Below are 26,654 nucleotides of genomic sequence, written 5' to 3'. Positions count from 1 at the left end.
CAAGACGGGCAGTGGCAGTTTCGTCCTCTGGGAAAGGACCGCACCACGATCGACTATGGGCCGCGCTACGGACGGCGTCCTTCCACGCTGCTCGACCTGGCGGAAATGCGTGATATCCCGGATCGTTTGGGGGTCGAGGAAATAGGCGTTTATGGGGCGATTCCTAATGTATTGTTGAACTATTTGGTGAGCAAGATTCTTGTGTTCCTGGATGGTATCCGACCTCGCCTGGGCTGGCGCGTGCTGGCCCGCATCGTGTTGAGCGCATCGAAGTTCATGAAGGGAGATCTACCCGGATACGCCATCGTGCTGGAGGCAGATGGGGAGCGAGATGGCGTAGCGCGTCGCGTACGAATACTGCTCGATCATCAGGACAACTACTACAGCACCGCTGCAGCGATGGTCGCCTTCATCGATCAATATCTCGCTGGCGCCTTCAACGGCCTATCCGGCGTGCACATGATGGGGCACATCATCGACCCGGAACGGGCCGTGCACGATCTGGAAACGTTCGGTCTGCATACCGTCGTTGAATCCGGGCCGTGATCGTTCATTCCGTGGTCGAGATTCGATCGTAGAAATCCGTAAACAACTCCGAATCGGAAGGATCGAGCTCCTCGATGGCGGCTTCACTCAGGCCGGCGTCCATGGCCGCAAATACGACTTCGGTTTGCAGGTCCTGCAGTTTCGTACAAATCGGCAGCAGGGCATCCCTGGTTTCCGCGCTGCCCATATCTTCGTCGTCCGTGGCGTCGATCAACTCGATCAACGTGCGCATGTTGTCTTCCAGGCGAAGCATCAACGTCGCCGTCGCGTCGCTGTGGTAGGCGGCTGGAACATCCCAAACGGTGAAAACGAGCAGGTCCGATTCGATGGACCACTGGGTCTTTGCTTTTTCGAGATCGATGTCTCCCTGTTGATGCGCGTATTGAGTCTCGAACATGTATTGGCAGGCGGTGAAGAGGGTGATCGCGTTTTGAACTGGATAGCGCCAGATGTCTTCCAGGGATTCATCGGCGGATGAATCGGTTTGACTTTCAATAGCCCGTGCCGTGGGTGCGGGTTGTGGCTGCGGAATCGTCGTTGCAGTGGGCGTGGCGGCAGGTGGCGGAGTGGTGGTTTGTTGGCTGCATGAAACGCATCCGGCCAGAAGCGTACAGTAGATGACAATCGTTCTGAGACGCATGTTCATGAACTCTCCAATTCCGAGTGACCGGCCGAATCTATCATACCCTATTCTTTGAATAGAATAACCAGGATTTAGAAGGCTGAACCAAGGGTAGGTGGGAGAGGGCTGCAAGGGGGTCATTCACCTAGCTCGTGAGATTTTATTATTTACGATGAATGAGATGAATTCTCCAAATCCTACTCTTGCGTGATAAAGACAACGATTATAGATTCAGACGAGTAACATCTATCTTTACAGCGTCGTGAAGCATGGGCCGTGAGGTTGGACCAATCAAGCCTAATAAATTAGGAGAAAATCATTAATGAATGAAGACATCACCGCTCAGCTCGAACCGATCCTGGCTACGTACGACCCCAATTCACCGACCAAAACCGCCGACGCGCTGCGTGACCTCTGGCTGCAGTTCGAACCGAAAAGCATTGCGGGGATCAAGGCCGAACTGCGCCAGCAGCAGGAAACCGTCGGTATTCCCATTCCGGTGCTCAAAACCATCGGCAAAGGTTTGAGTAAAGCGGTGCGCAAGCGGGCGGACGATTTCATCCCGCTGACGCGCTCGCTGTGGGACGAGTACGGCCGGGAAGGCCGCGTCGTCGGGCTGATCCCACTGGGCGCCATGGAGCTGGCCGCTCCGCAGAAGATCGTGCCTCTGCTGAAGGAGATGTGCCGCACCTGCATCACCTGGGAGGACGCCGACCGGCTGGCGATGGACGCCCTCGAGCCCATCGTGCGCAAGAAACCCGAAGCGTGGCTGAGCGCCATGGAGCCCTGGCTGGCGGACGAGAACAAGTGGGTGCGGCGAGCCGGCGTCACCGTTGCGGGCCGTCTGCCGATGAAACGCCCGGAATATACACAGCAGTGCCTGGAAATGGCGGAGCGTTTGCTGTTCGATGCGGAAGTGGAGGTCAAGAAGGCCGTCAGCTTCGCCATTCGTCTGTGCAGCCGCGGCTCGATCGATCTTGTACGTGAATTCCTCGAGCGTCACGTTCCCCCGCAAGATCCAACAGCCACCTGGGCGCTGTGCGACGTGATCCGCAGTATGACGCCCGGCTTTCTGCCGGAATTTAAAGCGCTGCTGCCACGCTATGAAAAATGGGCGGCCGATCCTTCCTTGAGTGCAAAAGATCGACGTTCTGTTGAAAGTGCAATCCAAAAACTGCAAACAGCCTAAAAGTGGAAGGATGATGATACAGATTCGGAAATCTGCCTGGTGGACGATAATCCTTTTCGCTCCGTTGGCTTTGGCAGGTTGCAGGGGCGATACAACATCTCGGCTTGATGATGTTTCCCTCGCTTCGGAACGAACAAGCGCGTCGTTCAATAGTAATACTTCAACCCCCGATGAGAACACCTACTATGTACGGCCCGATGGCGGAACACCCGAAGAATGCAGCGGGTTCGTGGACGCCGCCTACCCGGGAAGCGGCAGCAAGCAAGCATGTGCCTGGGATCATCCCTTCCGGGCGCTGCCGCCCGGCGGAACGCCGCGCATCGGGGGCGGAAGTACGCTGGTGATCGGGACGGGCAGTTATCGTATGGGTTATGGTGCCCCGGGCAGCGATGACTGCGAAGAAGAAGGATCGTTTGACTGCCGTATGCCGCCGGTGCCCAGTGGTCCCAGCCCGAATCGGCCCACTCGCATCGTCGGCCGGGGATGGGACAGCGGATGCGACAATCCGCCCGAGTTGTGGGGTACCGGCCGCCCGTGGCAGATCGTCGACCTGACGGATACAAGCAATGCGGTGGTCGCCTGTTTGGAAATCACCGATCATTCGGATTGTGTCGAGTTCCATTCGGGTGGTCTGGCCTGCAATCGGGATGATCTGCCCTACGGCGATTGGGCCTCGATCGGGCTCTATGCACAGGACTCGACCAAGGTGCTGCTCAAGGATTTGAACATTCATGGCCTGGCGAGCAGCGGGATTTTGGCCGGACGACTCACGGATTGGACGGTCGAAAACGTGCGTATCGCCGCAAATGGTTGGGTTGGTTGGGATGGGGATATCGAAGGTGACGACTCGAACGCCGGTACGCTGGCGTTTCGCCATTGGCTCGTGGAGTGGAACGGATGCGGTGAGACTTATCCGGAACAGGAGCCTGTAGGCTGCTGGGGGCAATCCGCGGGCGGATATGGCGACGGAGTCGGTACCGGAGCCACAAGCGGCGACTGGATCATCGAGAATGCGAGTTTCCTGCACAACACTTCCGATGGGCTGGACCTGCTTTATCACAGCGAAGGCGGGACGGTCATACTCAATGGCGTACACGCCGAAGGCAATGCCGGCAACCCGGTTAAAGTGACGGGTTTGACCACGCTCAGCAACAGCCTGCTGGTAAGCAATTGTACGTTTTTCGATGATCAGCCCTTTACCTTTAACGTCGATCCTTGCCGGGCGCTTGGCAATGCGCTGGAAATCACATTTACCGGCGGCGAGCAGGTCAGCATTATCAACTCGACGTTCTACGGCTTAGGGGATGGTCTGATCTACGCCGGGCCGCGTGAGGGATATAACTGCGACGGCTCGGAACGCATCGAAGCTCGCAATAACATCTTTCTGGGGGACGCCGACTTCTTCGATCCCGGTGATAGCACCTTCCTGTTCTATCAGGAAGATTGTGACGGTTTACGACTCGACTCGGATTACAACCTCGTTCACCAGGTCAAGGAATTCACCTGCGGCAGCGAAGATGCCTATGTCATCTCAGGCAATCACGACAAGTGCCAGGACCCGCGTCTGACTGGGCCGTTCTTCGGTCTTGCCTTCAGGATGAGTCCGGCGTCAGGCAGCCCGGCCATCGACGCGGCCGATGACGCGATCTGTACGGCGACTGACCTGTTGGGATTGGATCGTCCAGTCGATGGAGATGGTGATGGTGATGCGCAATGCGACATGGGAGCGTACGAGTTTGATGCAAATCGTGGGGCGAGGTGAAGTCAAGAATTCCGCCGGCGTCTTTCTGCAGGTGACATACTGGCGAATCCTTATTTTCGCCGTTGCGAACGGCGGCGTTGGGAATTTCCCCCGGCGTTATGGCTCGCATGTCTGTCACGAGTATTGCTGCTGCGAGCATGCCCGTTGCCCCCATTATTGCCAGGAGCATACCTGGGCGATTGATTGGGCTTGATTTGTGGCTGTCTCTTTCGTGGTGGACTGGACTGACTCTTATCGAACAGGTTTTCCGGCACAAAACTGCCGTAATTAAAATCCGGTAAACGCCGCCTTTCGATACGAGTGCCCAATAATTTTTCGATGTCGCGTATGATCTGCTCGTCCGCCTGTCCTGCAAAGGTGAATGCTTCGCCCGATTGGTGGGCGCGACCGGTGCGTCCGATCCGGTGCGTGTAGGCGTCGACTGTATCGGGGATGTCGAAGTTGATCACGTGCGATATTTCCGACACGTCAATGCCGCGCGCAGCGACATCGGTGGCGGCGAGAATATCGAATTTTCCATTGCGAAAGCCGTCGATCGATTTCTGACGCTGATTCTGCGACATGTTTCCCTGTAATTCGGCTGCGCGATAGCCGCGCTTTTTCAAATCACGCGCCAAGTTGCGGGCGCGATACTTCGTGCGGGTGAAGATCAGCACGCGGCCGGTGGCTGTTTGTTCCAACAGTGCCATTAGAAGGTTTTTCTTGAGATTGTTGGGCACCGGATACAGGGCGTGTGAAACAGTCTTCGCCGGAGCAATCTTGCCAATTTGAACGGTGACCGGATCCTTGAGGATGCTGTCTGCTAGATTGCGGATATCTTTTGGCATCGTCGCTGAGAAGAAAAGTGTCTGGCGTCGGGGCGGGAGCAGCTTGATGATGCGCCGAATATCGGGCAGGAAACCCATGTCGCACATGCGATCCGCTTCGTCCAGTACCAGCACCTCTACACGGGAAAGATCGATGTCGCCATCACTTACGATGTCGAGCAGGCGTCCAGGGCAAGCAATGACGATTTCTACGCCTTGCTTCAGGCGCGAGACCTGATTGACTTTACTCACACCACCGTATATGGATACACTCCGTACTTTGGTGTTTTTGCCAAAGTCAATACTCATTTGATATATTTGCTCAGCGAGTTCGCGTGTGGGTGCGACGATGAGCGCCCGCACGCAACGCAAAGGGCCTGTGATCAATCGCTGCAGAATCGGCAGGAGAAATGCTGCGCTTTTTCCGGTCCCGGTCTGGGCGATACCCATCACATCCCGACCTTCGAGGACGGGTGGAATTGCTTCTTGCTGAATAGTAGTGGGTGTGGTGAAACCGATGGCCTCGATTTGAGAGGCAATGCGCGGGTCGAGAGAAAAATGTTCGAAATTCACTGAAAGTACTCCTTGACTCCATTGAGCCAAGTCACACTCTCAGCCCGATGATGATCTACTTAGTACGTTTTTAATGGTGCGGCAAATCTATCGTCCGCAGAACCAAAGTGGAATTATATCAGTTGTGGCGTGATTCTGCTATTCAAGGTCATGTTGAAAACAATGCTGTCTCCTCAATCCGATGGAGATACACATCTGATAGAGCATCGCCACTGACACGGGGTGGATGATGAAGAGGGGTATCTTCGCGTGACCTTCGCTGTGGAAGATCACTATGAAATCCTTCGTTATCACTCTCGTTGGCGGCATGACGATATCCGTCGTTCCAATCATGCCCCGTGTACGTTTCCCTTGAGTAAGGACGACAGTAAATCCGAACGAGACATTTATGCTTTTTTCCTGCACGAGAATAGAGTAGGTACATAAATCTATACTCCATGATAAGGAGGCACATTTATGAATACGTCCAGGGTGAAAACCACACGATTGCCGATCAAGCAATACCTCAAATTGATATCCGTCAGCACGATACTCATTGCGATCCTCGTGGCGGCCGCCTCAATTTCGGGAATCCTCAATCGCAGTGTCGTCTACCCGACGGATGACTTGCTGCAATCGTTCCTGCCGAACGACGTGGTCAACCTGTGCATCGGTCTGCCGATTTTGATCGTTTCTATGTGGCTTACTTGGCGGGGGAAATTGATCGGGCTGCTCTTCTGGCCGGGTGCGCTGTTCTTCGTGTTCTACAACTATCTCGTGTATGTCTTTGTCATGCCGCCGGGCTTATCATTCCTGATGCATCTCGTGCTGGTCAGCATGAGCGTATACACGATGATCGCACTCGTCGCGGCGATCGATGCGCAGGCTGTTCGACAACGGCTCGGCGGCGCTGTGCCGGAACGCCTGGCTGGCGGCGTCTTGATGGGTATGGGCGCGCTGTTTCTGCTGCGTGTCCTTGCCCTGACGGTCGAGGCGCTCGGCAGCGGCGTGCCGATTGCCGAAACCGACATGGCCGTGAACGTCGCGGATTTCTTCTTGAGCCCGGCTTTGATCATCGGTGGCGCCAGCCTGTGGCAGCGGAGAGCCTTTGGCTATCCTGTTGCATTGGGACTGCTGTTTCAAGCCAACATGCTCTTCATCGGGCTGATCGCCTTTTTGCTGATCCAGCCGCTCATTACCACCGCCGATTTCTCACTCGTCGACGTAATCGTAGTTTCGGTCATGGGGTTGATCTGTTTCATCCCTTTCGGTCTTTTCGTGCGCGGGGTGATGCGATCCGAGGCTCAGCCGTCCAGGTAGTTCAATGACCGCTTCAGGCTGAAGACCGTGGGAGAGATGCATTCATGAAAATACGAAATACATACTTGGCTTTTATGTCGATTGTAATTTTGACCTTGCTGGCAGCCTGCAACCTTCCCCTGGCCACATCGACGGACGCTGAAGCGCCAATCCCTGCTGCAGCATCAGATGACAGCGACCGAGCGATGGAAGCGCAAAGCGCTGGCCCGGGGGCCGTCGTCTACACCTACATTCAATGTGCGGAAAACGGCCGCATCGCCGTGCGCATCGACGTGCCCGCCGAACCGCGCTACGGCGAAAGCGCGCCGGTCGTAGTCGTGGCCTCCACCTGGTTCGTCGACAAGTACAATCTCGAAAATACACCTTTCCACCTGGAATTCAATCCCGTTGACGTCGGGGCGATTTCGATCAGTCATCTGTGGCCGGGAAAGACCGATCCACAGAGTGGCGTCCACAGCGAGGGCACATTCGATTTCGGCGGACCGGACAGCCTGGCGGCGCTGCGCGACACCATCCGTTTCGCGTTGGGCGTCATCCCGGACGTGGACGGGGGTTTTCTTCATGAGCTGATCCGCGTGCAACCGCTTTACGAGAACGTCGGCATGTTCGCTTCTTCTCACGCCGGGGTGGTGGCCACGAACGTGATGGCGTACTACGGGGAAAGCCTGACCGGGTTGAAATACTTCGTCGGCCGCGAGAATCCCACCATGGCGGAGATGTATCCGCTCGAGATCGGCCATTTCAACGACCAGCGTGTACCCATCTACAATCCCTACTATCATCACGAGAGCTACACGCCCACGAGCATCAGCGTCGATTACTCCCACTTGTCCTGGATACAGAATGCGTCGTTCCCCGAAGGCCGCCCGCTGTTCGAAGTTCCTGACGGGCAGGATTATGTGCTGGATAATAAGGGACCCAACATCAACGGACAGCGCTGGTTTTCTCATGCGCTGACCCAGGCCTTGGTAGATAACGGCGTATTCACACTCGCCGACTGGCCGGACGACCTGGCTACACCGGAGCAAACGGCCGAGTTCTGGCCCTACCGCATCACGGTGAACAACTACGGCTTGATCGGCGAGAAGCTGCCCGAGCTGCGGGTGCTGCTGCCTTTCGCCTCCGCCGACCACGTGCAGACGGCGCCGGATAAACCCCACATCCGTCAAGCCTACGACGGGTTCCACAAGACGGCAGGGCTGTGGACGCGCCTGAACTGCGACCTGGCCTACGTGCAGGCGGAAATCCATCCCGGCGCTTCGCGCGATCTCGGTTTCCCGGACAACGACGCCAACACCGAACCGGTGGATTGGTACGCGGAAGCGGAGTCGTGGGGTTTCCCGGGGAGACTTGCCGATGAATTGACGGCGCGCACGGTGCCATTAGCAGGCGTGGCTGAGATGGCCGACCGGGTGCAGTGGAACGTGTGGACTCCGAATCTGGATGGTGTTCTGAACACACAATCCGAGTGATGGTCCGCAAGACCTATCGTCCGAACCTTGCGAATTATCGTAGAGTGGGTTAGAGTGTGCACCATTCGATCGCCATAATCGTCTCAGCACAGCGCTCCGTAATGCTCGAACGAGGTTGTTGCATGAACGCAAAGAAATCCCTTCTCTTAATTTTTATCATGTTGACCTGCGCCGCAATCGCCTGTGACATTCCTGCTTTAGGCCAGAATACGGGTTCCAGCCAGGGTGGAAACAGCCAACCCGTGAGCGGATCCCCTCGAGTGCAACCGACCTTCCCGCCAACCTACACGCCGACCCCGACGTTACAGCCAACGGCGACATCCACCCCTGGTGAGGCGGTCCAGCCAACTTCGGAGTTTTCGCCCACACCGACTTCGACGCCGCCGCCGGCGGGTTGGATGGCACACGGGGTACTCGGATTTCACATTATCTTGCCAGAACGTTGGAACGTACTCGAAGAGCAATTCGCGGGGGATACGGTCAAATTCGAGGCCGAAGATTCCGACGATGAAGGTATCTGGCTCGCCGGGATCACGGTTCAATTTCAATATCAGTACGGCATTGTGGACGTCGAGGACGTGTGTACTGAAGTCCGGTCTTACTTCGAAGCGCTTGGCATCCAAATCGAAAAGTCGGAATGCAATCTCGAAATCAACGGCTTGCCCGCCGGGCGCCTCACGGTGCGCGAGGTTGTCTATTCACAACCCGTCAAGGAATATATCTATTTCTATGCCGATGGTACCCGGATTTGGGTGGTTTCGCTGTACGTCGACGAATCGGATTGGTCTCGCTACCAATCGACATTCGTCACGATCGGGGAATCCTTCGTGCTGGATTAACGGGCGTCCGGGGCTGCTGTTGCTGAGGCGCAATCCCCACAATTTTCCTGCTTGAAGGCTGGAATTTGTTCCTCATCGTACAAGCCACGTGACAGCCTCCTTTCCGGCAGCTTCCTGCCGGTATAGTATACTGCCCCTAAATCTAAAAAACGTTTGTAGCCAAACGTTATCCGCAGCGATTGAGGAAGGCGGATCTAAGGCGAACACCGAAGTTCAGTTGAGCGAAGCTTTTATTTGCGAAAAATGCGGCAGCCGTGGTGGACACGTCGAGCGTTTGGCCATGTCGTGCACGAGACTATCTCGCTTGTTCGAGATTCAGCTCTGTAGCTATGCTTATGTTTCGTGCCGGAAATGCGGCCATACCGAAATTTACAATCTGAAAACGCTCGAAGGGTCCGACGACCCGGGCAATCTGCTGGAAATCATCTTCGCCAACTAGCGCTGTAAAAAATAGCGTCGTACTCGAATCAGGAGATGGAAGCAATGAAGGATAAACTGTTGCTGCGTTTTGCCATCCGAGAAACGATGGGAACGATCATCCTCGGCGTGGCCTTATTCTGGTCGGCCGGCACGCTCGCCTGGTGGCCGGCCTGGGCGGTAGTTGCGATTACTTTCGTATGGACCATCGCAACGGGTGTGGTTATCATGCGCACCAATCCGGATCTGCTGGCCGAGCGATTGGGTCCTCGTAAAGGCGGTAAATCCTGGGACACGGCCATCATGGGGGTGATCGGGATGACGACCCTGGCCCGACTGGTCGTCGCCGGACTCGATCGGCGCTTTGGTTGGTCGGGAGAGTTCCCCGCGATGCTGCAAATCGCTGCCCTGGTTGCCGCGGGGACCGGCTACGCGCTGGTGGTTTGGGCGACGGGATCGAACGCTTACTTCTCGCAGATCGTGCGCATTCAGACCGAGCGTGAGCACGCCGTCGCCAGCGGCGGGCCATACCGCTTCGTGCGCCATCCGGGCTACGTGGGCTCGATATTGTACGAATTGAGCCTGCCGCTGCTGCTGGCATCCTGGTGGGCCTTCCTGATCGGGGTATTGAATGCAGGATTGTTCGTGTTGCGTACGGCGCTCGAGGATCGGGATTTGCAAAACGAACTCGATGGCTATAAAGCTTATACCGAGCGGGTGCGCTACCGCTTGCTGCCGGGCATCTGGTAATTCCCAGCACGAAGGGACCGAAGACTTCGCGATCCACGTCGGATCTTTCCATCGAAGTGGATCGTGTTTTCATGCTTGCATCTTCTCCCCGCTTGGCTACAATCGCCAATAAACTCGCGAAGCTAATCTGGTTCCCAGGTTGTTCTATTCATAACCCGAAGTCGGTGTTTGGATACTGTAGATCGAAGGATCTTGGTGGATAACTCCTTGAACGAGTTCGAGTCGGTGTACGTCCAGGCGCAGAGTGATCCGGCGGCCATCTCCTGGGCCGACCTGGTTCCAAATCCGAATCTGGTCCGCTGGCTGGATGGAAACGATGTCGATGGCGCGGGGAAACAGGCGCTGGTCGTCGGGTGCGGATTGGGGGACGACGCCGAGGAACTGGCGCGGCGCGGTTTCGCGACCACGGCGTTCGACGTTTCACCCACCGCGATTCGCTGGTGCCGCCGCAGGTTTCCGAAATCCGACGTGAAATATGTCGCTGCGGATCTATTCCGGATCCCCAGGGCGTGGGGAAAATCTTTCGATTTCGTACTCGAATCGTACACGCTGCAGGTACTGCCAGAAGAACTCCGCCGGCAGGCAATCCCGGCGATCGCCGCTCTCCTGGCGCCTGGCGGAACGTTGCTGCTCGTCGCTCGCGGCCGGGATGGTGACGATCCGCCCGGGAATTCTCCCTGGCCGCTCACGCGGGAAGAGCTGGGTGGATTTACATCTCTCGGTCTGGTGGAGCAATCATTTCAGGATTTCATGGACGATGAGGTTCCGCCGGTGCGGCGATTCGTGATAACGTATCGACGGAAATGAAGCTGCATTTTGCAATTCCATCCAGTGCATTTACAATGCTATAAGCTTGTGACAACGGCGGCAGGGTCGAAATTCGAATCGGGAGGAGTGAGGGATGAAACCGAAGAGTCCCTTCGATTGGATTGCGGAACAAGCGCAGAAGCCGGTATTCGTGGCCGCATTGATTTTGACGCTCGCTATCGGAACCAGCCTGCAAGCGCTCGGTTCACCATTGAAGACCGCGGAAGCGCCTTCGGGGATCGTGGCTTTTGAGTTGGCGGGGTCGCTGCAGAAGGCCGAGGCGATCGTTGCTTCCTGGGGACAGGCCGGCCAGACGTTCGCCGGCTTGAATCTGGGTCTCGACTATCTCTTTCTCTTTTCCTATGCAATTTGTATCGGGTTGGGATGCGTCTTGATCTCGCGGGCTCTGTCGTCTCGTTCCCGAGTTCTGTCGTCTCTCGGACTGATCTTGGCCTGGGCACAAATCGGAGCAGGGCTGCTGGATTCCCTGGAGAACTACGCCCTGATCCGGGTACTGCTGGGGACCAAGCTTGCCTATTGGCCGGAAGTTGCCCGCTGGTGTGCGCTGCCGAAATTCATCATCGTTGCCGTTGGCATTCTTTACGTGGCAATAGGCGCATTCTTCTACTTCGGGCGAAAACGTCTGACACGGCCGGCCGATGCGCGATGAATGCGGTGCGGTGTTTCGATCTTCCGCTGCGATGGCGTCGCCGCCTGTCACATCCAAGCAGGTTAACCGTTAATAGGGGTGAGGAGGCAGTATGAAACCACGTACGGTCCGATTCCCGATCATCGTTCTTGCGCTGCTCGTGGGCGCCGTTATGGCGTGCGGATTGCCCACGTCGACGCCAACGCCGGAGCCCATCCATAATGACGATCTGGTGGCAACGAGCGTCGCCGCAACGCAGACCGCGTTCGCCCTCGAGACGATCGCCGCGGCGGCAGAACAAACCGCAACGCCGACCGTCGAGGCGCCCACACCGACGTCAACCGAACAGCCCGGCAGTCCGACGCCGACGGCGACCGATTCGCCGCCGCTGGGTGGGGTGAGTCTGAACTGTGACGGCACGTACCAACGCGTGCGCATCACGGACGGAGGAGCGTCGGGGAAGACCGTCTCTGTGGACAATTGGGATGGCTCTTCGTGGGTCAATGTCTGGAATTATGCCGGCGGCGATCCGATGATCAAGCAGATCCAGGATGAAGCCGGCTACTACGAGTTCCTCGGCTGCCAGAAGTTGTTGATCGTCCCCGAAGTGTACGGCGGTTCGGGAGCTGTGCTGCTGCTCAAGATCTACGTCTGGAACGGCGCGGGAATGACGAACGTCTATACCGACGACGGCGTTCATGGTTCCTGGAGCAAAGTCGGGGACACGATCGTGATGGAGGAGTCGCTCTACCTGTACGGAGAACCGAATTGCTGCCCCTGCAACCGCCAGTTCCTGGAGTACACCTGGGACGGCGCAGCCTTCGTGCAGACCGGATCGGCGGTCAACCCGACCTACAGCGGCACGCCGCCCCCGGAGTGTACGCCCTGAGGTTTTACTGTCTGAGCCGGTAATAGATCATTGACCCGACTTTGGCTACCAGCGCTGTGCTGAGGATGATCAACAAATCCCAGCGCATCGTGTCGTTTACGAAGTATTCGTATTCAAACCATACGGCCATCATCGCCACCATCACGATCAGGGCAAACCGAGAAGACCGGTAGCGATGCATGATGAAGCGCTCGTCAGGTTTAAAGAAATTCAAGAACGCATTAAGATATTCTGCCATGTTAGGCTTCCTCCTGAAGTTGAAATAAATCGTCCATCGAGGTCTCGAACAAACGGGCGAAGCGCAGCGCCAGCGGCAGGCTGGGAACGTACCGGCCGCGTTCGATGGCGTTGATGCTCTGCCGCGAAACCCCGACGGCGTTGGCAAGATCTTCCTGGGTCATTTCGTGCCGGAGTCGGTACTTTTTGATTCGGTTAATGACCTTGTCTGCCATGGGTTCCCTTTCTCCATTGTAAAGCCGACTTTACGTTCGAATGATAGCATAAACAGGATGCCGTGTCAAGCGCGCTTTACATCAGCAGAGATGGAAGTTCTTCTGAACGGAGGTTGGTGATTGGGGGCTAGCCGTTAATCGGTGCCGAGTCGGAAGAAAGTGGAAGACCCGGGGTATAGGGCAGGAAAATCGGATGGTGCGGATGATCCAACTTGAATCCTGCCGTCGCAATTTCGAGCGAAGAAAAATCCAGGCGGTCGAAGTGGACGGGTTCCGTTCGGTCGAGCCAATGAATGGAAAGCATCCACAAGGAGGGGTAGATCAGGCTCATACCGCGCACCAAACCATACATCGGCTCATCGCTGCCGGGTTGATTCATGCACCAGTGTGTACCCAACAATGCGGTGGCTTCGGTGATGCGGAAATATTGATCGGAGGAAACGTATGCCGGAGGAGGCGCGTCGTTCCAGGACTGGCAGTGCGTCTTCCAAGCGGACAATAAGGTTTCGAGGGAGATTTTAAGATCGAACGCGCCGTGTCTCGAGACGGCGAAGAATCCCATGTTGTGAAGAAGATAATTCACTGCGATGAGGTGCATGCAAGCATCGTCGAAAGCGATCTCGCCCCGCGATCCTTCCCTGGCGAGCTGCTCGGCGATGAAACCCACAGAAACCCAGCCGGCGCTGACGAAGCTGGCATTGGTCTGAACGTGGTTTTTTGAAAATTGAATGTCATCCAGCACGATACCACCACATACTTGGAATCTTCCCCCCTCAAACTGCCTACCATTATTACCGATCACTCCCGAAAAATGGAATGAGCATTTGGTCATGCGAGAACTGAGTACCATTCGCATTTGACCTTGTCTGGAAAGAAAGGGACAATATCGGAATGACGTATTTCATCCTTTTCATCGTGCTCTCGATCTCGTTGTTGATCTTCACGCTGCGCCGGCCGCATCGTCACCGTTTCTTACGTTACTTCGCCTTCGAGTGTACGCTCGGCCTGGTCGTTCTCAACGCTGACTCCTGGTTTCTGGATCCGATGTCTCCTTTGCAGATCGTTTCCTGGCTGCTGCTCACTGGCTCTCTTCTGCTCGCGCTTCACGGCTTTCATATGCTCCGCTCGTTGGGGGCGCCAGAAGAAGACCTGGAAAATACGACGAAATTGGTCACCACAGGGGCCTACCGATTTATCCGCCATCCGCTCTACGCTTCACTGCTGCTTCTCGGACTGGGGGCGTTCTTGAAATCACCTTCGGGATTCGGCTTCTTGATCCTGGCCTTACTGGTCGTGTTCATGTACGCCACCGCATGGGTGGAAGAAGCGGACAACCTCGAGCGCTTCGGCCAGCCGTATGCGGATTACATGGAAACCACCAAAAGGTTCATACCCTTCATTTTCTGATTCCAGACCCGCAAGCGTCCGTTGACGAGGGGCCGATTTCGCCCAGATGCTTTTATTCGTGCCGCTTCTGTTTTATCATCTACGATCATGCAAGATACAACGACATATAAAGAATCTGCATGCACAGCCATCCTTCAGGTCGTGGCCGTCGCACTCATGCCCGTGCTTGCTTTGCTGGGTGTGAACGCGGATCGGGTCGAGTTGGCCTGGATCGTACGGCCCAGCCTGATCTATCTCGCTCTAGCAGCCATTTTGTTCGTCGGGATCAAGAAAATCTCGAAAGGTTGGAAAACCTCGGCGGTTACCAGTTCGCTGCTTCTGCTCGGTCTCCTGCAGTCCGGACGGATTCCTTCATGGATGACCTCCGCGCTGACCACCTTGTTCGGGTCGAGGTTCGCAGGCATTCAGGAAGACGAGAATCGCATCGCGCTGACGATCATGTTCCTCGTTCCGCTCTGCCTCGTAATCGGGATCATTTTCACGATCCACAAACGCGCCTCCTGGCTGCGGATGATGGATGTGCTGATAAATATCCTCGTGCTTTCCTCGATCATCACCTCGGCGATCCTCATCGGCCGGCATATCGTCACGGTGATGAAATTTGACACGAAGCGAAACACCAATGCGGCGACCGAGGTTGAAAGAAAAGAAGATGCCGCCGCGCTGCCGGATGTGTATTATCTGATCCTGGACGCGTATGGTAGAGCCGATGTGCTGCGGGAAATCTATGGCTACGACAATTCAGGTTTTCTCGACTTCCTCGAATCAGAAGGCTGCTACGTCGCTCGGGACAGTATCGCCAACTACACGAAGACTGCTTTGAGTCTGATCACTTCGTTGAATCTCGATTACGTACAGAACGTGATTCCAGAGACGGAACCCAGAACCGTCCCGGCGAGTGTACTGTCGAGCTATCTGAATCAGAACCTGGTCATGCAGACTTTCAAGGAGATGGGGTACAACATCGTCACGTTCGAATCGGGTTTTTCTCTGACCGACATCACGTCCTCCGATATTCTTCTCGATCCGATCATCCACGGCTTGAATCCCTTCGAATCGATTTTGCTCTCGCAATCGATTGTGGTTTACCCTGCCAAGATCTCGATCCTCTTCAATCGAATGGCCTTCGGCGTTTCATACAGCGGCCATATCGCCCGGCAGCGGTACATTCTCGATACACTGCCCTCCCTCGACGTCATTCCCGGCCCGAAGTTTGTATTTGCCCACGTCATCCTGCCCCATCTTCCGTTCGTGTTCCAGCCCGATGGAACGATCGAATTGCCCGACAGGCCGTTCAGCTACATGGACGGCAGTGATTTTGAGGGAAGTGTGGAGGAGTATCATACGGGATACGTGGAACAGTTGCAGTATCTCAATGGCAGATTGGAAGATATCGTCGAAGCGATCCTTTCCAAGCCGGGCACGCCTCCCGTGATCATCTTACAGGCGGATCACGGTCCGCGGTCGTTGTTGGACTGGAAGTCCCCTTCACCGCAGGCCATTCACGAGACTTTTTCGATCCTGAATGCCTATTGCTTTCCCGGGAAGAGCACGGACACGCTCTATCCCGGGATCAGCCCTGTCAATTCATTCCGGATTCTATTTAACCTTTACTTCGGCATGGATTATTCCCTCCTGCCGGATGAAAGTTATTATTCCTACTATTGGAATTCGCTGAACAGTCTGGAGCTGATCGAGAATCGATAATCCCGTCCCGGGTTACAATCTGCGATCCGATGTCGCGAACCGGATCACAGGTGTCGAGGTGAGATGCTTTAGCAGGAAGCAGGCGCATCCGAAAAGAGCAGCAGATGGAAATACGAACCTACTCCGAATCCGACCAAGCTGAAGTCGCCGCTTTGTGGCGCACGGTTTTCCCCGATTCGTCATCGTGGAACGTTCCCGAGGAAGACATCGTGCGCAAGCTCGAAGTACAGCGGGAGCTGTTCTATGTTGCGCTCGTCGACGAGACGCTGGTGGGAACCGCGATGGGCGGGTACGACGGCCACCGCGGCTGGCTGTACTACGTTGCCGTTCACCCGGACTACCGCAGGCAGGGGATCGGTTCTGCGTTGGTCCGGCAAGTGGAATCCGGTCTGGCGGGGATTGGCTGCCCGAAGGTGAACCTTCAGGTGCGTGCGACGAACGCGGCCGTCGTCGATTTTTACCGGACGCTCGGATACGAGAGTGAAGAGCGCCTCAGTATGGGAAAGCGTCTGGAATGAAAGCGGAGTTTTCGCAGCCGTCCCTGGGAACCTACGTCGAATTGGTCCGAGCCGAATACGGCCTGGACGGCGAGATCAAGCCGCTCAGCGGTGAAAATGAAAATTATCTCGTCTCGCTGGCGGATGGCCGGCGCTACGTTCTCAAACGCATAACGGAGCGTATTTCCAGTGAGGTACTCGAAATGGAGCGGCAAATCGTGGCCCACCTGCAGGCCGCGGGTGTGAAACTGGATTTACCCAGGGAGATATCCACCCGATCGGGTGCAGAGGAGGCATCCTACCGGACGCAAGATGGAAACACACTACGCGCCCGGCTGTTCGAGTTCGTCTCGGGGACGCCCTGGATTGCGGCAGGAGTCCCGGGGGACGACCAACTCCGGAATCTGGGGGCGGTTCTGGCTGAAGTCGACCTGGCGCTTGCCGCGTTCGAACATCCCCTCGCCCGGCGAACCCATCCCTGGGACCTGACCCGGGCCGCGCAGCACCGCAGCACGATCGATTTGATTCGCGCGCCCAATCGGCGGCGTATCGTGGAGTGGATGTTCCACTTCTATGCGGCGTGCACCGGTCCCCGGCTCGCGGATTTGCCGCAGAGCATCATCCACGGCGACGTCAACGATGAGAATCTGATGCTTCGGAATGGGCGCATCTCGGGCCTGCTCGATTTCAGCGATGCGCTGCGCAATCCGACGGTCGACGAACTCGCCATTGCAATGGCCTATGCCGTCCTCGATCGGCCCGATCCCTTGCTCGCCGGCGCCGAAATCATTGGGGGCTACCATTCCATCCGTCCGCTGCTCGAGAGTGAAATCGGCGTGCTCTTCCCCCTGATCTGTGGACGGTTGTGCACTTCGGTGCTCATCGCCGCGGAACGACGACGCATCGATCCCGATCGTTCCTCCTGGTTCACTACGGAAGCGCGTGCCTGGGACCTGATGGAACGGCTTTACACAATCGATCCCGCGGAGGCGGAGGAGCGATTGACCTCGACGATCGACGTCCATCCTCTCCGAAACCCAGGCGCCTCGAAACAAGAGCTGCTTGGTAAGCGAAGCCGCTATATCAGCCCGGCGCTTTCCATTGCCTACCGTCATCCGCACAAGTTGATTCGTGGAGAAGGCCAGTACCTCTTTGACCGGCGCGGCCGGCCGTTCCTCGACCTGGTCAACAACGTGTGCCACGTGGGGCACTGTCACCCGCGCGTCGTCGAGGCGGGTCAACACCAGATGGCCCAGTTGAACACGAACACGCGCTACCTCTACGACGGCCTGACGGACTATGCGGCGCGTTTGTGTGCGACGCTGCCCGATTCGCTCACCACCGTTTTTATGCTCAACTCAGGCAGCGAAGCGAACGAGTTGGCTTTGCGTCTGGCCATGGCGCACACGGGTGCCATGGATTTCCTCGTGGTCGAAGGCGCCTACCACGGGCATACGGCGAATTTGATCAGCCTCAGTCCGTACAAATTCAGGGGGCCAGGCGGCTGCGGCAGGACCGAATCCTGGGTGCACGTCGTCCCCATGCCGGATGGCTATCGCGGGACACACAAGGGATGTGGACGCGAAGCGGGGATTGCGTATGGTGATGAAGTTGGAACCGTGATCCAGGACGCGGATGCTCCGATCGCCGGGTTCCTGGTCGAGCCGCTGATGTCGTGCGGAGGGCAAATCGTCCCGCCGGATGGCTACTTGGAGCGTGCTTTTCGGCACGTGCGCGAGGCGGGTGGGGTTTGCATCGCGGATGAAGTGCAGACCGGATTCGGGCGTGCGGGCAGCCATTTCTGGGCCTTCGAACTGCAGGACGTGGTGCCCGACATCGTCGTCATGGGCAAACCCATCGGCAACGGCCATCCCATGGCGGCGGTCGTGACGACGGAAGAGATCGCGGCTTCGTTCGCCAACGGGATGGAGTTCTTTTCCACCTTTGGCGGAAACCCGGTTTCCTGCGCCATCGGATTGGCCGTGCTGGATGTGATTCGAGACGAGAAACTGCAGCAGCGGGCGTTCGAGCTGGGCGAACGTTTTCAGGAGGGACTGCGGCGCCTCGTGCCGAAGCATGCCCTCGTCGGGGACGTGCGCGGCGCGGGACTGTTCCTTGGGATCGAGCTGGTGCGCGATCGTGAGACGCTCGAGCCGGCCGCGGAAGAGGCGTATGAACTGGTCCAGCGGCTCAACGAGCGCGGGATTCTGCTCAGTACCGACGGTCCGTTTCACAACGTGATCAAGATCAAACCGCCCATGGTGCTGACCGCGGACGACGTGGACATGACCTTACGCTGCATCGATGACGAACTGGCCGGGATCGCGTGAGCGAGATGCCGGCACCCCAGCGAAAAGTGGAGAGGAACTTGGAAGAAGATACGGGTTCGAGTAAGAGATTCTCGTTTGTGCTCACTACGGAAATTGACGATGTATTATCCGCGCAAACGGCGCGTCAGAAACTGCGCCCGTTTTATAGATTTCGCAAGATTCTGATGGTGATTCTGGTCGCCGCCATCGTGATCGAGCTGATCCAATTCGCCCTGCTGTTCATCATCTCGGTGCTGCTCAGACAGGTGAGTGGAAATCCGGGTGTCAACGATTTGATCAAAATCGGTGCGATCATCCTCGGCTTTTTGATCCTCGTTCTCGGTTTCTCGATTCTCAACCTCGATGAAACGCTGCTCCGCTGGCGCATCCAACGCGCTTTTCGCAGGAACCAGGCTGAAAATGAGCGGTACGAGATCGTCGTCGATTCGCAGGCGGTGCAGATGAATCTCAAAGATTGGAAAACCTGGATAGGGTGGTCTCGCATCCAGAAAATCTACGCTTACCGAGAGGGGTTTATACTGTTTACCGACAACCAGAATAACATAATCATTCCTGACCGCATCATCGAGAAACAGGTCGAGATCGAGACCTTCAGAGATTTCCTTGCGCAAGCAAGCGGAGTACCGGTTTCCGAGATCGAGTGATTCCCGCGCTGTAGATGGATCTTCCTCACTAAGACTGGTCAGGTGGTTTGAAAACCAAACGAAGTAACGAAGTCATCGAAATGAATGAATTGCCGAAACCCATCCTGTTCGTTCTGCTGAGTTTGATCCTCGCGGCTTGTGATACTTATCCTGTCGCGGCGCCTTCTGCGACAGGCGCGCTGGAAGAATCGAATCCGGCGCCAACCGTCCCACTTACCGAACCCAACAGCGAATCGGAACTCGTGGAAATCGACGGTGAATGGAATCGATATACCAATCACCGTCTGGGCTTTTCGATGCGCGTTCCCAGGCAGCATTACCGTTTCGATGCGGATTGCTACTGGAACGATACGGAGACCGACAGCTCCTACCGGCCGCTGGGTGGCGTCGTCCCCGTCGTGGTGATCGAAGGGGAAGACCGGGTCTTCATTACCAGCGAATACTACTCCGAGCTCACACTGCCCACGCAAATTCCCTCCGGAAATGGTTACCGTACTGAATTCGATGGCTGTGCGCGGGTCGAGAACGATTTCGAGCGTATGCTGGCAAGCGAAGGGACGAGCTTCTATTGGGAGATCGTGGTATGGAATGTCGCCGCCGAGGATGATCTCGAGGCGTTGGTCGATGCAGTCTACGGGGGATGTTTCAGGGTGGGGGAGAAAACACCCGTCGAGGGGAACGGGTTCATACGTGTGCAGGTGCAGGGTGACGGGAAACCGATCGAGGAATCGACATGCCTGCTTAACGGCGGCTACGTCTTTATCTACGCACCAGAACTGGGAAAGGCGGCCACCTGGCGCACCGGCCAGTCCTATCACTTCCCGGCTGATGCGGAATACAGCAAAGCTTACGATTCGCAGATGGTGGAGAGTTTCCGATTCATTGAAGAGTAATGCGTGAATCAACTGGTTACCCTTAGCTTTGCCTGGGATAACTTTTAGACCGGATGGTGAATCTTTACCATCCGGTCTGTATTTTGTAAGTGATCTGGCGTTGTCCTGATTACTTCAATCCACGTCAATCGTGGGAAGCGTAGAATTCCCTGGATCTCCCCAGCGCTGATCCTGGTCCTGCGAGGAGATCGTATCTACGTCGAAATCCGCTTCCAGCGGGTCGTACCCCAGGACGTTTTCCAGAGTCATCTGGTAGCGGGAAAAGAGATCGGCGTCTTCCACCATCTGCGCATCGCCCGCCAATGCGGCGACCGTACGCAGTTCGTGTTCCATGTCGTAAGCGATGTCCCACGCCTGCTCGTAAAGCCCCGCATCGCAGAGCGCGTCGATCGTTTTAAGCGCTTCCGCCATTTTCACGATCGTGGCGTTTCTGTACACCTCGATGTCGCCGACGGGATTGTACGTATCCGTCGTCACGGCCTGGGCGGATACCCAGCCGCTGACCTGACGGGATTGTTGGGCGAACACGTCGGTATACTGCAGGGTGACTTCGGCAAGCGCTTGCTGACCGGATTGGCGTGGAGAGACCTGCAGGCGGGCAATCAGCACCTGGCTCTGTCCGGCGCCCATGTCGTACAGGACGACCTGCACGCCGTCTCCGGAGAGCGGACCTTCGTATCCGCTCACGCTTTTCAGTTGAACACCGGACGCCGGCTGAATGCCGACGCGCACGTCGTTGGCCACCCGCTCGACGAGGCCATCCACCTCTTCACGGAAAACCTTGTCCATCTCCTCCGCCGAGTCGATGAAGTGGTAAGCCCCGCGGCCCTGATCGGCCAGCGTGTTGAGCAATTCGTCGTTCATGTCCAGGCCCAGGCCGACCGTGGACAGGTATATTCCCTTTTGGTTGTAGGCCAATGCATCCGCGGCGATCCGTTCCGCATTGGTCACGCCGACGTTGGCGATGCCGTCGGTGAGCAGAATGACGCGGTTGTTGCGGCGGATGTCGAAGCTGCGCTCGACCTCTTCGAAGCCAAGCATCAGACCGGCGTGTAAATTGGTGCTTCCTCCCGGGGATAATCCGCTGATGACTCTACGAACCCAGCGGCCGTCGCCCAATGGCTGGGCGCTGCGCAGTACGTAGGCTTTGTTTTCGTAGCCGACGATCGAGATCACGTCGTCTGGCTGCAGGCTCAGCAGAAAGACTTCCAACGACTGCTTCAAGGATTCCATTTTGTTGTCGCCGTTCATGGAGCCGCTGCAGTCCAGCACCAGCGAAAGGTTAATGGGCGTACGCGGCTCTGTTTCCAAACTCTGTGCTTGCAGGCCGATTTGAAGCCAGACCTCCCCGCCGCTGGTAGGGATGTGCGTGTTGCCGAGACGCAAATCCAGCCCGAGTGGTTGATCGATGGGCTCGGGGAAGCGCTGCTCGTAGTAATTCAAGTATTCGTGCACGCGTACCCTCTCGGCAGGCACAATTTCCCCCTGATTGATGACCGCCCGGCTGTAGGATTTCGAAGCGTCCTGCGCCGCTGCGCAGCCGGCAAGCAGCAGGACCAGCAGCACGAGACAAGCCATCTTGGTCTTCGGACTTCTTCGGGTGGACATGGGGGACCTCCTTGGTATATCTTGGAATTTGCCCTCATCCTGCCAAAGCCCCAGTACACTTCAAGCGCCAGGTGTGTTACATTTGATGCAACATTCTTTGCAACAACGATGGTGTGATGAGGAACTTCTCTCAGCTTGTTTCCGAATACATCGACCGCATCGGTGTGAGCGACAGCGAAATTGCCCGCCGGCTTGGCGTGAGTCGGCAGACGATCTTCCGTTGGCGGGAGGGCAAGACCAGCAGGCCCCGTAATCGGGAAGACGTGCTTCAACTGGCATCTAAGCTGCGACTTTCGTCGGAAGAGCGCGATGCACTGCTGGTTGCCGGCGGATTTCACCCCGAAGGCAGCGTGGATTCTGCCCTTCAGTCCCGATCCGCCACAGATGAAAAGCAGTTCCGCGATGCTTTCCGGCGTGCACCCTCGAATTTCCTGATCGGTCTGCGCCAACGCGTGATGCGGCATAAAAAACTTACGATACTCATCACGGGATTGGTAGTGATTGCCGGATTTCTGGCCCTGAGTGGATTGTGGCGGGACGTAGCCAGCCAACTCGGTTTCGATGTCAGGAATGATTCGACTTCTTCGCTTTGGCCGAATACGGCCGCGGCAGACGAGACGCTGATCCTGGTGAGCGAATTTGCCAACTACGGCAGCGAACAAATCGGCTACAACATCGCCGGCCGTATTCAAGAGGCACTGCAGCAGGATTTAGATGAAACCGAACTCGAAAGCGTACGCATCGAGCTGCTCCCGCAGACGGTTTCGAACGAGCGGGCGGCGCAGCACATGGGTGAGCAGTTTCATGCCTCGCTCGTCATCTGGGGGGAGTACGACAGTGGAAGGGTTATCGCTATCGTCAGCGCACCGACTGCCGAGGAACGGATCGGGAGCAGCGAACAGCGCTGGCTCATCGCCACATCGGAGGAATTGAATTCGATCGTCAATACCGATTTGCCCAGAGACGTCCGTTGGCTTTCGCTCTACGTGCTCGGGCGTGTTCAGTTGTCGCTGCAGCACTATGATCTGGCCGAACGAGTGTTCCGTCGTGCTTTGATCGAAGATACGCAAGATGCCTCGAAAGCAGGCCGGATCTATTTCTTCTTGGGTTTGATCGAGGATTATGCGGAGGATTCCAATATCAACGAAGTGATCGCATACTACTCCGAAGCTGTTGAGAAGTTCCCGGAATTGATCTCGGCTTATAACAACCGAGGCGTTGCTTACCTCAACCGCGGCCAGGCTGGGGACCTGGAGCGAGCACTGGCCGACTTCCAGGTGGCGACGGCAGAGGACGAAAGTTACGAACCTGCGGTGATCAACCTTGCCATCACGCTCTTCCGTCAAGATCCGGGCAACCAAAATGAGGCGATCGATCTGCTCCTGCAGTTCGAGGCGCAGCATTCGAAATCTGCCGACCTTCAAAATACGTTGTGTTGGTACATGAGTCTGGCGGGTAGGCCGGAAGAGGCGCTGCCGCATTGTGACCTGGCCGTCGAGATGAATCCCTCCGGCTACACCAACGACAGCCGCGGGCTGGCTTTAGCGCTCCTGGGCCGCTATACGGACGCCGCGCAGGAGTTCCAATATTTTCTGGATACACTGGCATCCAACAATCCACCGGCCTATCTCTACTTCGGACCCACTCGGTCGGCGTGGATCGTAGAACTTGAAGATGGTCGAAATCCTTTCGACGCAGAGACGCTGCAGGCTTTAATCGAAGAGTAATTCAGCGAGGAGATGCGCTTTGCAAGAAAAGTCGTCTTTCGATCGTGACGAAATCCAGGATTTCGTCGTTGCACGAACGACGGGCGGCGTCGGCAGGGACGATATCCTCTTTGCGATTTGCGAAAAACATGGCTTATCCTGGCCGCAGGCGGAGATGTTGGTCGATGAGATCCTGCTGGAAAGTTCGCGGGAAGTTAGCCTGCGGCAGAACGTCGTTTATGGGATCATCGCTTTTGTCACGTTTGTTGCAGGCCTCGTTCTTGCTGTTGCGAGTATCTATCACCTGGCAACGCAGCTCGCGTTCTACATCGTTGAACCATCTGGTTTGACCTGGGACCTGGTCATGACTATTTTCGCAGAAAATTATCCGCTCTTGACCGGGCTGGTTTTTTCCGTCACGCTGATCGTCGTTGGTGCGTGGTGGTTGTGGCGGACGGTCGGGGATTTCTTCCTGGCGTTGATCGAGTCGGATATAGGACCCTAGTGTGTTGATTCCTTAAAAGGAGTCCATCATGGAATTTCGGCGAACGGTCAGCATTGCACGCCCGGTGGCAGCGGTGTTTGCCTTCATGAAGGAATTTGAAAACCATCCGCAGGAGGCAGATTCCAAGGTGCTCCTGGTGCAGAAGATTACATCCGGGCGGGTGGGTGTTGGAACGTGCTATCGTGAGAAAGTGCAAATGCTGCCGTTGTTGGCGCTGAACATGATCTCGGAAATCCGGCAATTCGAACCCGAGAGGGAAATTACCTATATCTGGCAGGGAGGCGGAATGCGGGGAAATTTACGCATTTCCCTCGTGGCGCACGCGAAGGGGACGATCTTGACGGTGTACGAGTGGATCGATCCTTTGGGTGTGATGAAGCTCTTTACGCCGCTCATCGGCGCCGCTTTCCGCCAAACGTGGGAAAAGCGCTTGCAGGCTATCAAGCAATTCCTTGAATCCCGTTCCTGAGTCCATTCACCGGCTGGCCAGATTTCATGCACTCGGTCCTTTTTCCCAAACGCAACCTCGTTTCCAGGTTGGGTGTTGTAACTGCGGTGCCATTTTACAAAATCGATAGCCGGAGGGAACGATGATCGAAGTGAAAGACCTGTTGGGACCTATGCGGGTTCCTTTTCTTCTGCTAGATCCCGCGTGTGTTTTCGTGGGACTCGGAACGGCTATCTGGACCAGCGGCAGCGTGAGCGTTCTTTCCGCAGTTCTTACCTTCGTAGGCGCCATCATGGCAAACATCAGCGTCAACGCATTGAACGAGTATCTCGATTATAAAAGCCTCTTGGACACGAAAACAGAACGCACGCCGTTCAGCGGCGGCAGCGGTACGCTGCCCCACAAACCCGAAGTGGCGCTCTATGCACTTTGGACGGGGATCGTGAGTATGGCGATCACGATATTGATCGGGGTTTATTTCTTGACCATCCGCGGCCTTACTCTGCTGCCGCTGGGATTACTCGGAATCGTACTCATTGTTTTTTATACGACTTGGATCACGCGTTACCCACTGCTGTGTCTCTTCGCCCCAGGTATTGGATTCGGCCCCCTCATGGTCGTCGGAACGCATTTCGCACTCCTCGAAGCCTGGGTCGCATCCCTCGTGCCGTTTTTCCTCGTTTCCAATTTGCTGCTGCTCAACCAATTCCCGGATGTCGAAGCGGACCGGGAGGTCGGCAGGCGGCATTACCCCATCGTGATCGGCCGGAAGAAGAGCGCTCGTATTTACTCGGCTTTTCTCATCCTGACCTACGTTTCGATCCTTCTGGCCGTGTTGTTTGGTGTACTGCCAGCGTGGTCGCTGCTCGGATTGTTGACGGCAGTGCTCGCCTGGCGTGCCATTCGAGGTGCGATGCGTTTTGCGGATGACACCGCAGCACTCGTGCAGGTACGGGGTTTAAATGTGCAGATTACCTTGCTCACACCCACGCTGGTGGCCATCGGATTACTCTTGGGATCGATTTGAGATCCTGCTCGCTGATGGCCCGGTGTAAGCCGGTTCGATGTACACGGCGCCAATGAGGTAGTGGAATAGATGCATACGTTTCCACAGGTAATGCTGTTGGACCTGGACGACACGATCATCGTGCATTCGGCAACATCCGATCCCTGCTGGCGGCGGGTGTGTGGACTCTACGCTCCTGGGATCGATGGTCTCTCGGCGGATCGGCTTTTCGCTGCGATCCAGGCCAGCAGCGAAGAATACTGGAGCGACTCGGCGCGTCATCAGCGCGGCAGACTGGATTTGCCCAAAGCCCGGCGGGAAGTCGTGGCGGGTGCATTTTCGGCACTCGGACGAAATGACGACAAACTGGCATACGAACTCGCTGACGCCTACACCGAGGAACGAAAATCGTCCTTCTATCCAGTTCCGGGTGCGATCGAAACGCTGGATGGCTTTCACCGGCTGGGGGTTCGCCTGGGCTTGGTCACAAATGGCAACGCTTCTGAGCAGCGTCCCAAGATCGAGCGTTTCCATCTCGCGCCGTTCTTCGAACATATCTTTATCGAAGGTGAAATGGGCATGGGTAAGCCGGATCCACGCGTTTTCAAACATGTATTGGATACGTTCCAAATCGATGCGCACGACGCCTGGATGGTGGGAGACAATCTGGTCTGGGACGTCGAGGCGCCGCAGAAGTTGGGAATCTTCTCGGTGTGGATCGATCTTGCGGGTAATGGGACGCCGCCCTCGCGTGCAGTCAAGCCCGATCTGATCATTTCGTCGTTGGCCGATCTCGCCGCGGATTAACGGCACAGCTTGCTGCTTGAAAAA

General features: G+C 56.4%; 27 protein-coding genes. 21 read left to right on the top strand and 6 right to left on the bottom strand.

From position 1 onward, the window contains the following. A partial coding sequence (locus P8Z34_09015; GenBank protein MEJ2550809.1) for a hypothetical protein occupies positions 1 to 546 on the top strand: 546 nt, incomplete at its 5' end. 4 nt (positions 547 to 550) lie between these two features. Here P8Z34_09015 and P8Z34_09010 read toward each other — a convergent pair. After that, entirely contained in the window at positions 551 to 1,186 is a 636-nt protein-coding gene (locus tag P8Z34_09010; GenBank protein MEJ2550808.1) for a hypothetical protein, read from the bottom strand. 304 nt (positions 1,187 to 1,490) lie between these two features. On the opposite strand from P8Z34_09010, the gene P8Z34_09005 reads away from it, so the two are divergent. Both P8Z34_09005 and P8Z34_09000 read left to right on the top strand, forming a co-directional pair. Next, positions 1,491 to 2,357: a DNA alkylation repair protein gene (locus P8Z34_09005; protein ID MEJ2550807.1), complete on the top strand. Its 867-nt coding sequence runs from the start codon at positions 1,491 to 1,493 to the stop codon at positions 2,355 to 2,357. A 229-nt stretch (positions 2,358 to 2,586) separates the two neighbouring features. Further along, a complete protein-coding gene (locus tag P8Z34_09000; GenBank protein ID MEJ2550806.1) occupies positions 2,587 to 4,119 on the top strand; it encodes a choice-of-anchor Q domain-containing protein in 1,533 nt (510 codons plus the stop codon). A gap of 50 nt (positions 4,120 to 4,169) precedes the next feature. Here P8Z34_09000 and P8Z34_08995 read toward each other — a convergent pair whose 3' ends face one another. Then, positions 4,170 to 5,498 carry a DEAD/DEAH box helicase gene (locus P8Z34_08995; protein MEJ2550805.1) on the bottom strand — a complete coding sequence of 443 codons (1,329 nt, stop codon included), beginning with the start codon at positions 5,496 to 5,498 and terminating at the stop codon, positions 4,170 to 4,172. Positions 5,499 to 5,954: 456 nt separating this feature from the next. Here P8Z34_08995 and P8Z34_08990 point away from each other — a divergent pair, with 456 nt between their 5' ends. The 7 genes from P8Z34_08990 to P8Z34_08960 all read left to right on the top strand — a co-directional run bounded on the left by P8Z34_08990 (position 5,955) and on the right by P8Z34_08960 (position 12,620). Beyond that, on the top strand, positions 5,955 to 6,797 hold the full coding sequence (locus P8Z34_08990; GenBank protein ID MEJ2550804.1) for a hypothetical protein: 843 nt from the start codon (positions 5,955 to 5,957) through the stop codon (positions 6,795 to 6,797). Positions 6,798 to 6,841: 44 nt separating this feature from the next. Next, the gene (locus tag P8Z34_08985) at positions 6,842 to 8,269 is read left to right on the top strand and encodes a hypothetical protein (protein ID MEJ2550803.1); all 1,428 of its coding nucleotides are present in this window, start codon (positions 6,842 to 6,844) and stop codon (positions 8,267 to 8,269) included. 122 nt (positions 8,270 to 8,391) lie between these two features. Further along, positions 8,392 to 9,108, top strand: coding sequence for a hypothetical protein (locus tag P8Z34_08980; GenBank protein ID MEJ2550802.1), 717 nt, complete (start codon positions 8,392 to 8,394; stop codon positions 9,106 to 9,108). A 483-nt stretch (positions 9,109 to 9,591) separates the two neighbouring features. Then, the gene (locus tag P8Z34_08975) at positions 9,592 to 10,275 is read left to right on the top strand and encodes an isoprenylcysteine carboxylmethyltransferase family protein (protein MEJ2550801.1); all 684 of its coding nucleotides are present in this window, start codon (positions 9,592 to 9,594) and stop codon (positions 10,273 to 10,275) included. Positions 10,276 to 10,470: 195 nt separating this feature from the next. Further along, positions 10,471 to 11,082 (top strand): class I SAM-dependent methyltransferase, encoded by a 612-nt coding sequence (locus tag P8Z34_08970; GenBank protein ID MEJ2550800.1) that lies wholly within the window; start codon positions 10,471 to 10,473, stop codon positions 11,080 to 11,082. A gap of 94 nt (positions 11,083 to 11,176) precedes the next feature. Then, on the top strand, positions 11,177 to 11,752 hold the full coding sequence (locus P8Z34_08965; GenBank protein ID MEJ2550799.1) for a hypothetical protein: 576 nt from the start codon (positions 11,177 to 11,179) through the stop codon (positions 11,750 to 11,752). Positions 11,753 to 11,843: 91 nt separating this feature from the next. Then, a complete protein-coding gene (locus tag P8Z34_08960; protein MEJ2550798.1) occupies positions 11,844 to 12,620 on the top strand; it encodes a hypothetical protein in 777 nt (258 codons plus the stop codon). A gap of 4 nt (positions 12,621 to 12,624) precedes the next feature. Here the strand turns inward: P8Z34_08960 and P8Z34_08955 are convergent, their stop codons facing one another. The 3 genes from P8Z34_08955 to P8Z34_08945 all read right to left on the bottom strand — a co-directional run bounded on the left by P8Z34_08955 (position 12,625) and on the right by P8Z34_08945 (position 13,814). After that, positions 12,625 to 12,858: a hypothetical protein gene (locus tag P8Z34_08955; GenBank protein MEJ2550797.1), complete on the bottom strand. Its 234-nt coding sequence runs from the start codon at positions 12,856 to 12,858 to the stop codon at positions 12,625 to 12,627. A gap of 1 nt (position 12,859) precedes the next feature. Further along, on the bottom strand, positions 12,860 to 13,072 hold the full coding sequence (locus P8Z34_08950) for a helix-turn-helix transcriptional regulator (protein ID MEJ2550796.1): 213 nt from the start codon (positions 13,070 to 13,072) through the stop codon (positions 12,860 to 12,862). Positions 13,073 to 13,199: 127 nt separating this feature from the next. Next, the gene (locus tag P8Z34_08945; protein ID MEJ2550795.1) at positions 13,200 to 13,814 is read right to left on the bottom strand and encodes a hypothetical protein; all 615 of its coding nucleotides are present in this window, start codon (positions 13,812 to 13,814) and stop codon (positions 13,200 to 13,202) included. A gap of 149 nt (positions 13,815 to 13,963) precedes the next feature. Here P8Z34_08945 and P8Z34_08940 point away from each other — a divergent pair, with 149 nt between their 5' ends. From P8Z34_08940 to P8Z34_08915, 6 genes are all read left to right on the top strand, one after another. After that, positions 13,964 to 14,479 (top strand): methyltransferase, encoded by a 516-nt coding sequence (locus P8Z34_08940; protein ID MEJ2550794.1) that lies wholly within the window; start codon positions 13,964 to 13,966, stop codon positions 14,477 to 14,479. Positions 14,480 to 14,566: 87 nt separating this feature from the next. Further along, on the top strand, positions 14,567 to 16,186 hold the full coding sequence (locus P8Z34_08935) for a hypothetical protein (GenBank protein ID MEJ2550793.1): 1,620 nt from the start codon (positions 14,567 to 14,569) through the stop codon (positions 16,184 to 16,186). Between the two features lie 104 nt (positions 16,187 to 16,290). Then, on the top strand, positions 16,291 to 16,704 hold the full coding sequence (locus P8Z34_08930; protein ID MEJ2550792.1) for a GNAT family acetyltransferase: 414 nt from the start codon (positions 16,291 to 16,293) through the stop codon (positions 16,702 to 16,704). Continuing rightward, the gene (locus tag P8Z34_08925; GenBank protein ID MEJ2550791.1) at positions 16,701 to 19,013 is read left to right on the top strand and encodes an aminotransferase class III-fold pyridoxal phosphate-dependent enzyme; all 2,313 of its coding nucleotides are present in this window, start codon (positions 16,701 to 16,703) and stop codon (positions 19,011 to 19,013) included. Before P8Z34_08930 ends, P8Z34_08925 begins: the two co-directional genes overlap by 4 nt. Before the next feature lie 38 nt (positions 19,014 to 19,051). Next, positions 19,052 to 19,657 (top strand): YcxB family protein, encoded by a 606-nt coding sequence (locus P8Z34_08920; GenBank protein ID MEJ2550790.1) that lies wholly within the window; start codon positions 19,052 to 19,054, stop codon positions 19,655 to 19,657. A gap of 80 nt (positions 19,658 to 19,737) precedes the next feature. Beyond that, positions 19,738 to 20,550, top strand: a complete 813-nt coding sequence (locus P8Z34_08915; protein MEJ2550789.1) for a hypothetical protein — start codon at positions 19,738 to 19,740, stop codon at positions 20,548 to 20,550. A gap of 114 nt (positions 20,551 to 20,664) precedes the next feature. Here P8Z34_08915 and P8Z34_08910 read toward each other — a convergent pair whose 3' ends face one another. After that, entirely contained in the window at positions 20,665 to 22,158 is a 1,494-nt protein-coding gene (locus P8Z34_08910; protein MEJ2550788.1) for a von Willebrand factor type A domain-containing protein, read from the bottom strand. 116 nt (positions 22,159 to 22,274) lie between these two features. Here P8Z34_08910 and P8Z34_08905 point away from each other — a divergent pair, with 116 nt between their 5' ends. The 5 genes from P8Z34_08905 to P8Z34_08885 all read left to right on the top strand — a co-directional run bounded on the left by P8Z34_08905 (position 22,275) and on the right by P8Z34_08885 (position 26,630). Then, positions 22,275 to 23,885, top strand: coding sequence for a helix-turn-helix domain-containing protein (locus P8Z34_08905; protein ID MEJ2550787.1), 1,611 nt, complete (start codon positions 22,275 to 22,277; stop codon positions 23,883 to 23,885). A gap of 19 nt (positions 23,886 to 23,904) precedes the next feature. Next, on the top strand, positions 23,905 to 24,369 hold the full coding sequence (locus P8Z34_08900; protein ID MEJ2550786.1) for a hypothetical protein: 465 nt from the start codon (positions 23,905 to 23,907) through the stop codon (positions 24,367 to 24,369). A gap of 28 nt (positions 24,370 to 24,397) precedes the next feature. Then, entirely contained in the window at positions 24,398 to 24,838 is a 441-nt protein-coding gene (locus tag P8Z34_08895; protein MEJ2550785.1) for an SRPBCC family protein, read from the top strand. 121 nt (positions 24,839 to 24,959) lie between these two features. After that, positions 24,960 to 25,844, top strand: a complete 885-nt coding sequence (locus P8Z34_08890; GenBank protein ID MEJ2550784.1) for a prenyltransferase — start codon at positions 24,960 to 24,962, stop codon at positions 25,842 to 25,844. A 69-nt stretch (positions 25,845 to 25,913) separates the two neighbouring features. Further along, the gene (locus P8Z34_08885; GenBank protein MEJ2550783.1) at positions 25,914 to 26,630 is read left to right on the top strand and encodes an HAD family hydrolase; all 717 of its coding nucleotides are present in this window, start codon (positions 25,914 to 25,916) and stop codon (positions 26,628 to 26,630) included. The last annotated feature ends 24 nt before the right edge of the window (positions 26,631 to 26,654 follow it).

This window comes from Anaerolineales bacterium (genome assembly GCA_037382465.1).
Classification (GTDB): Bacteria; Chloroflexota; Anaerolineae; order Anaerolineales; family E44-bin32; genus WVZH01.
This window is presented reverse-complemented; position numbering and strand designations above follow the sequence as displayed.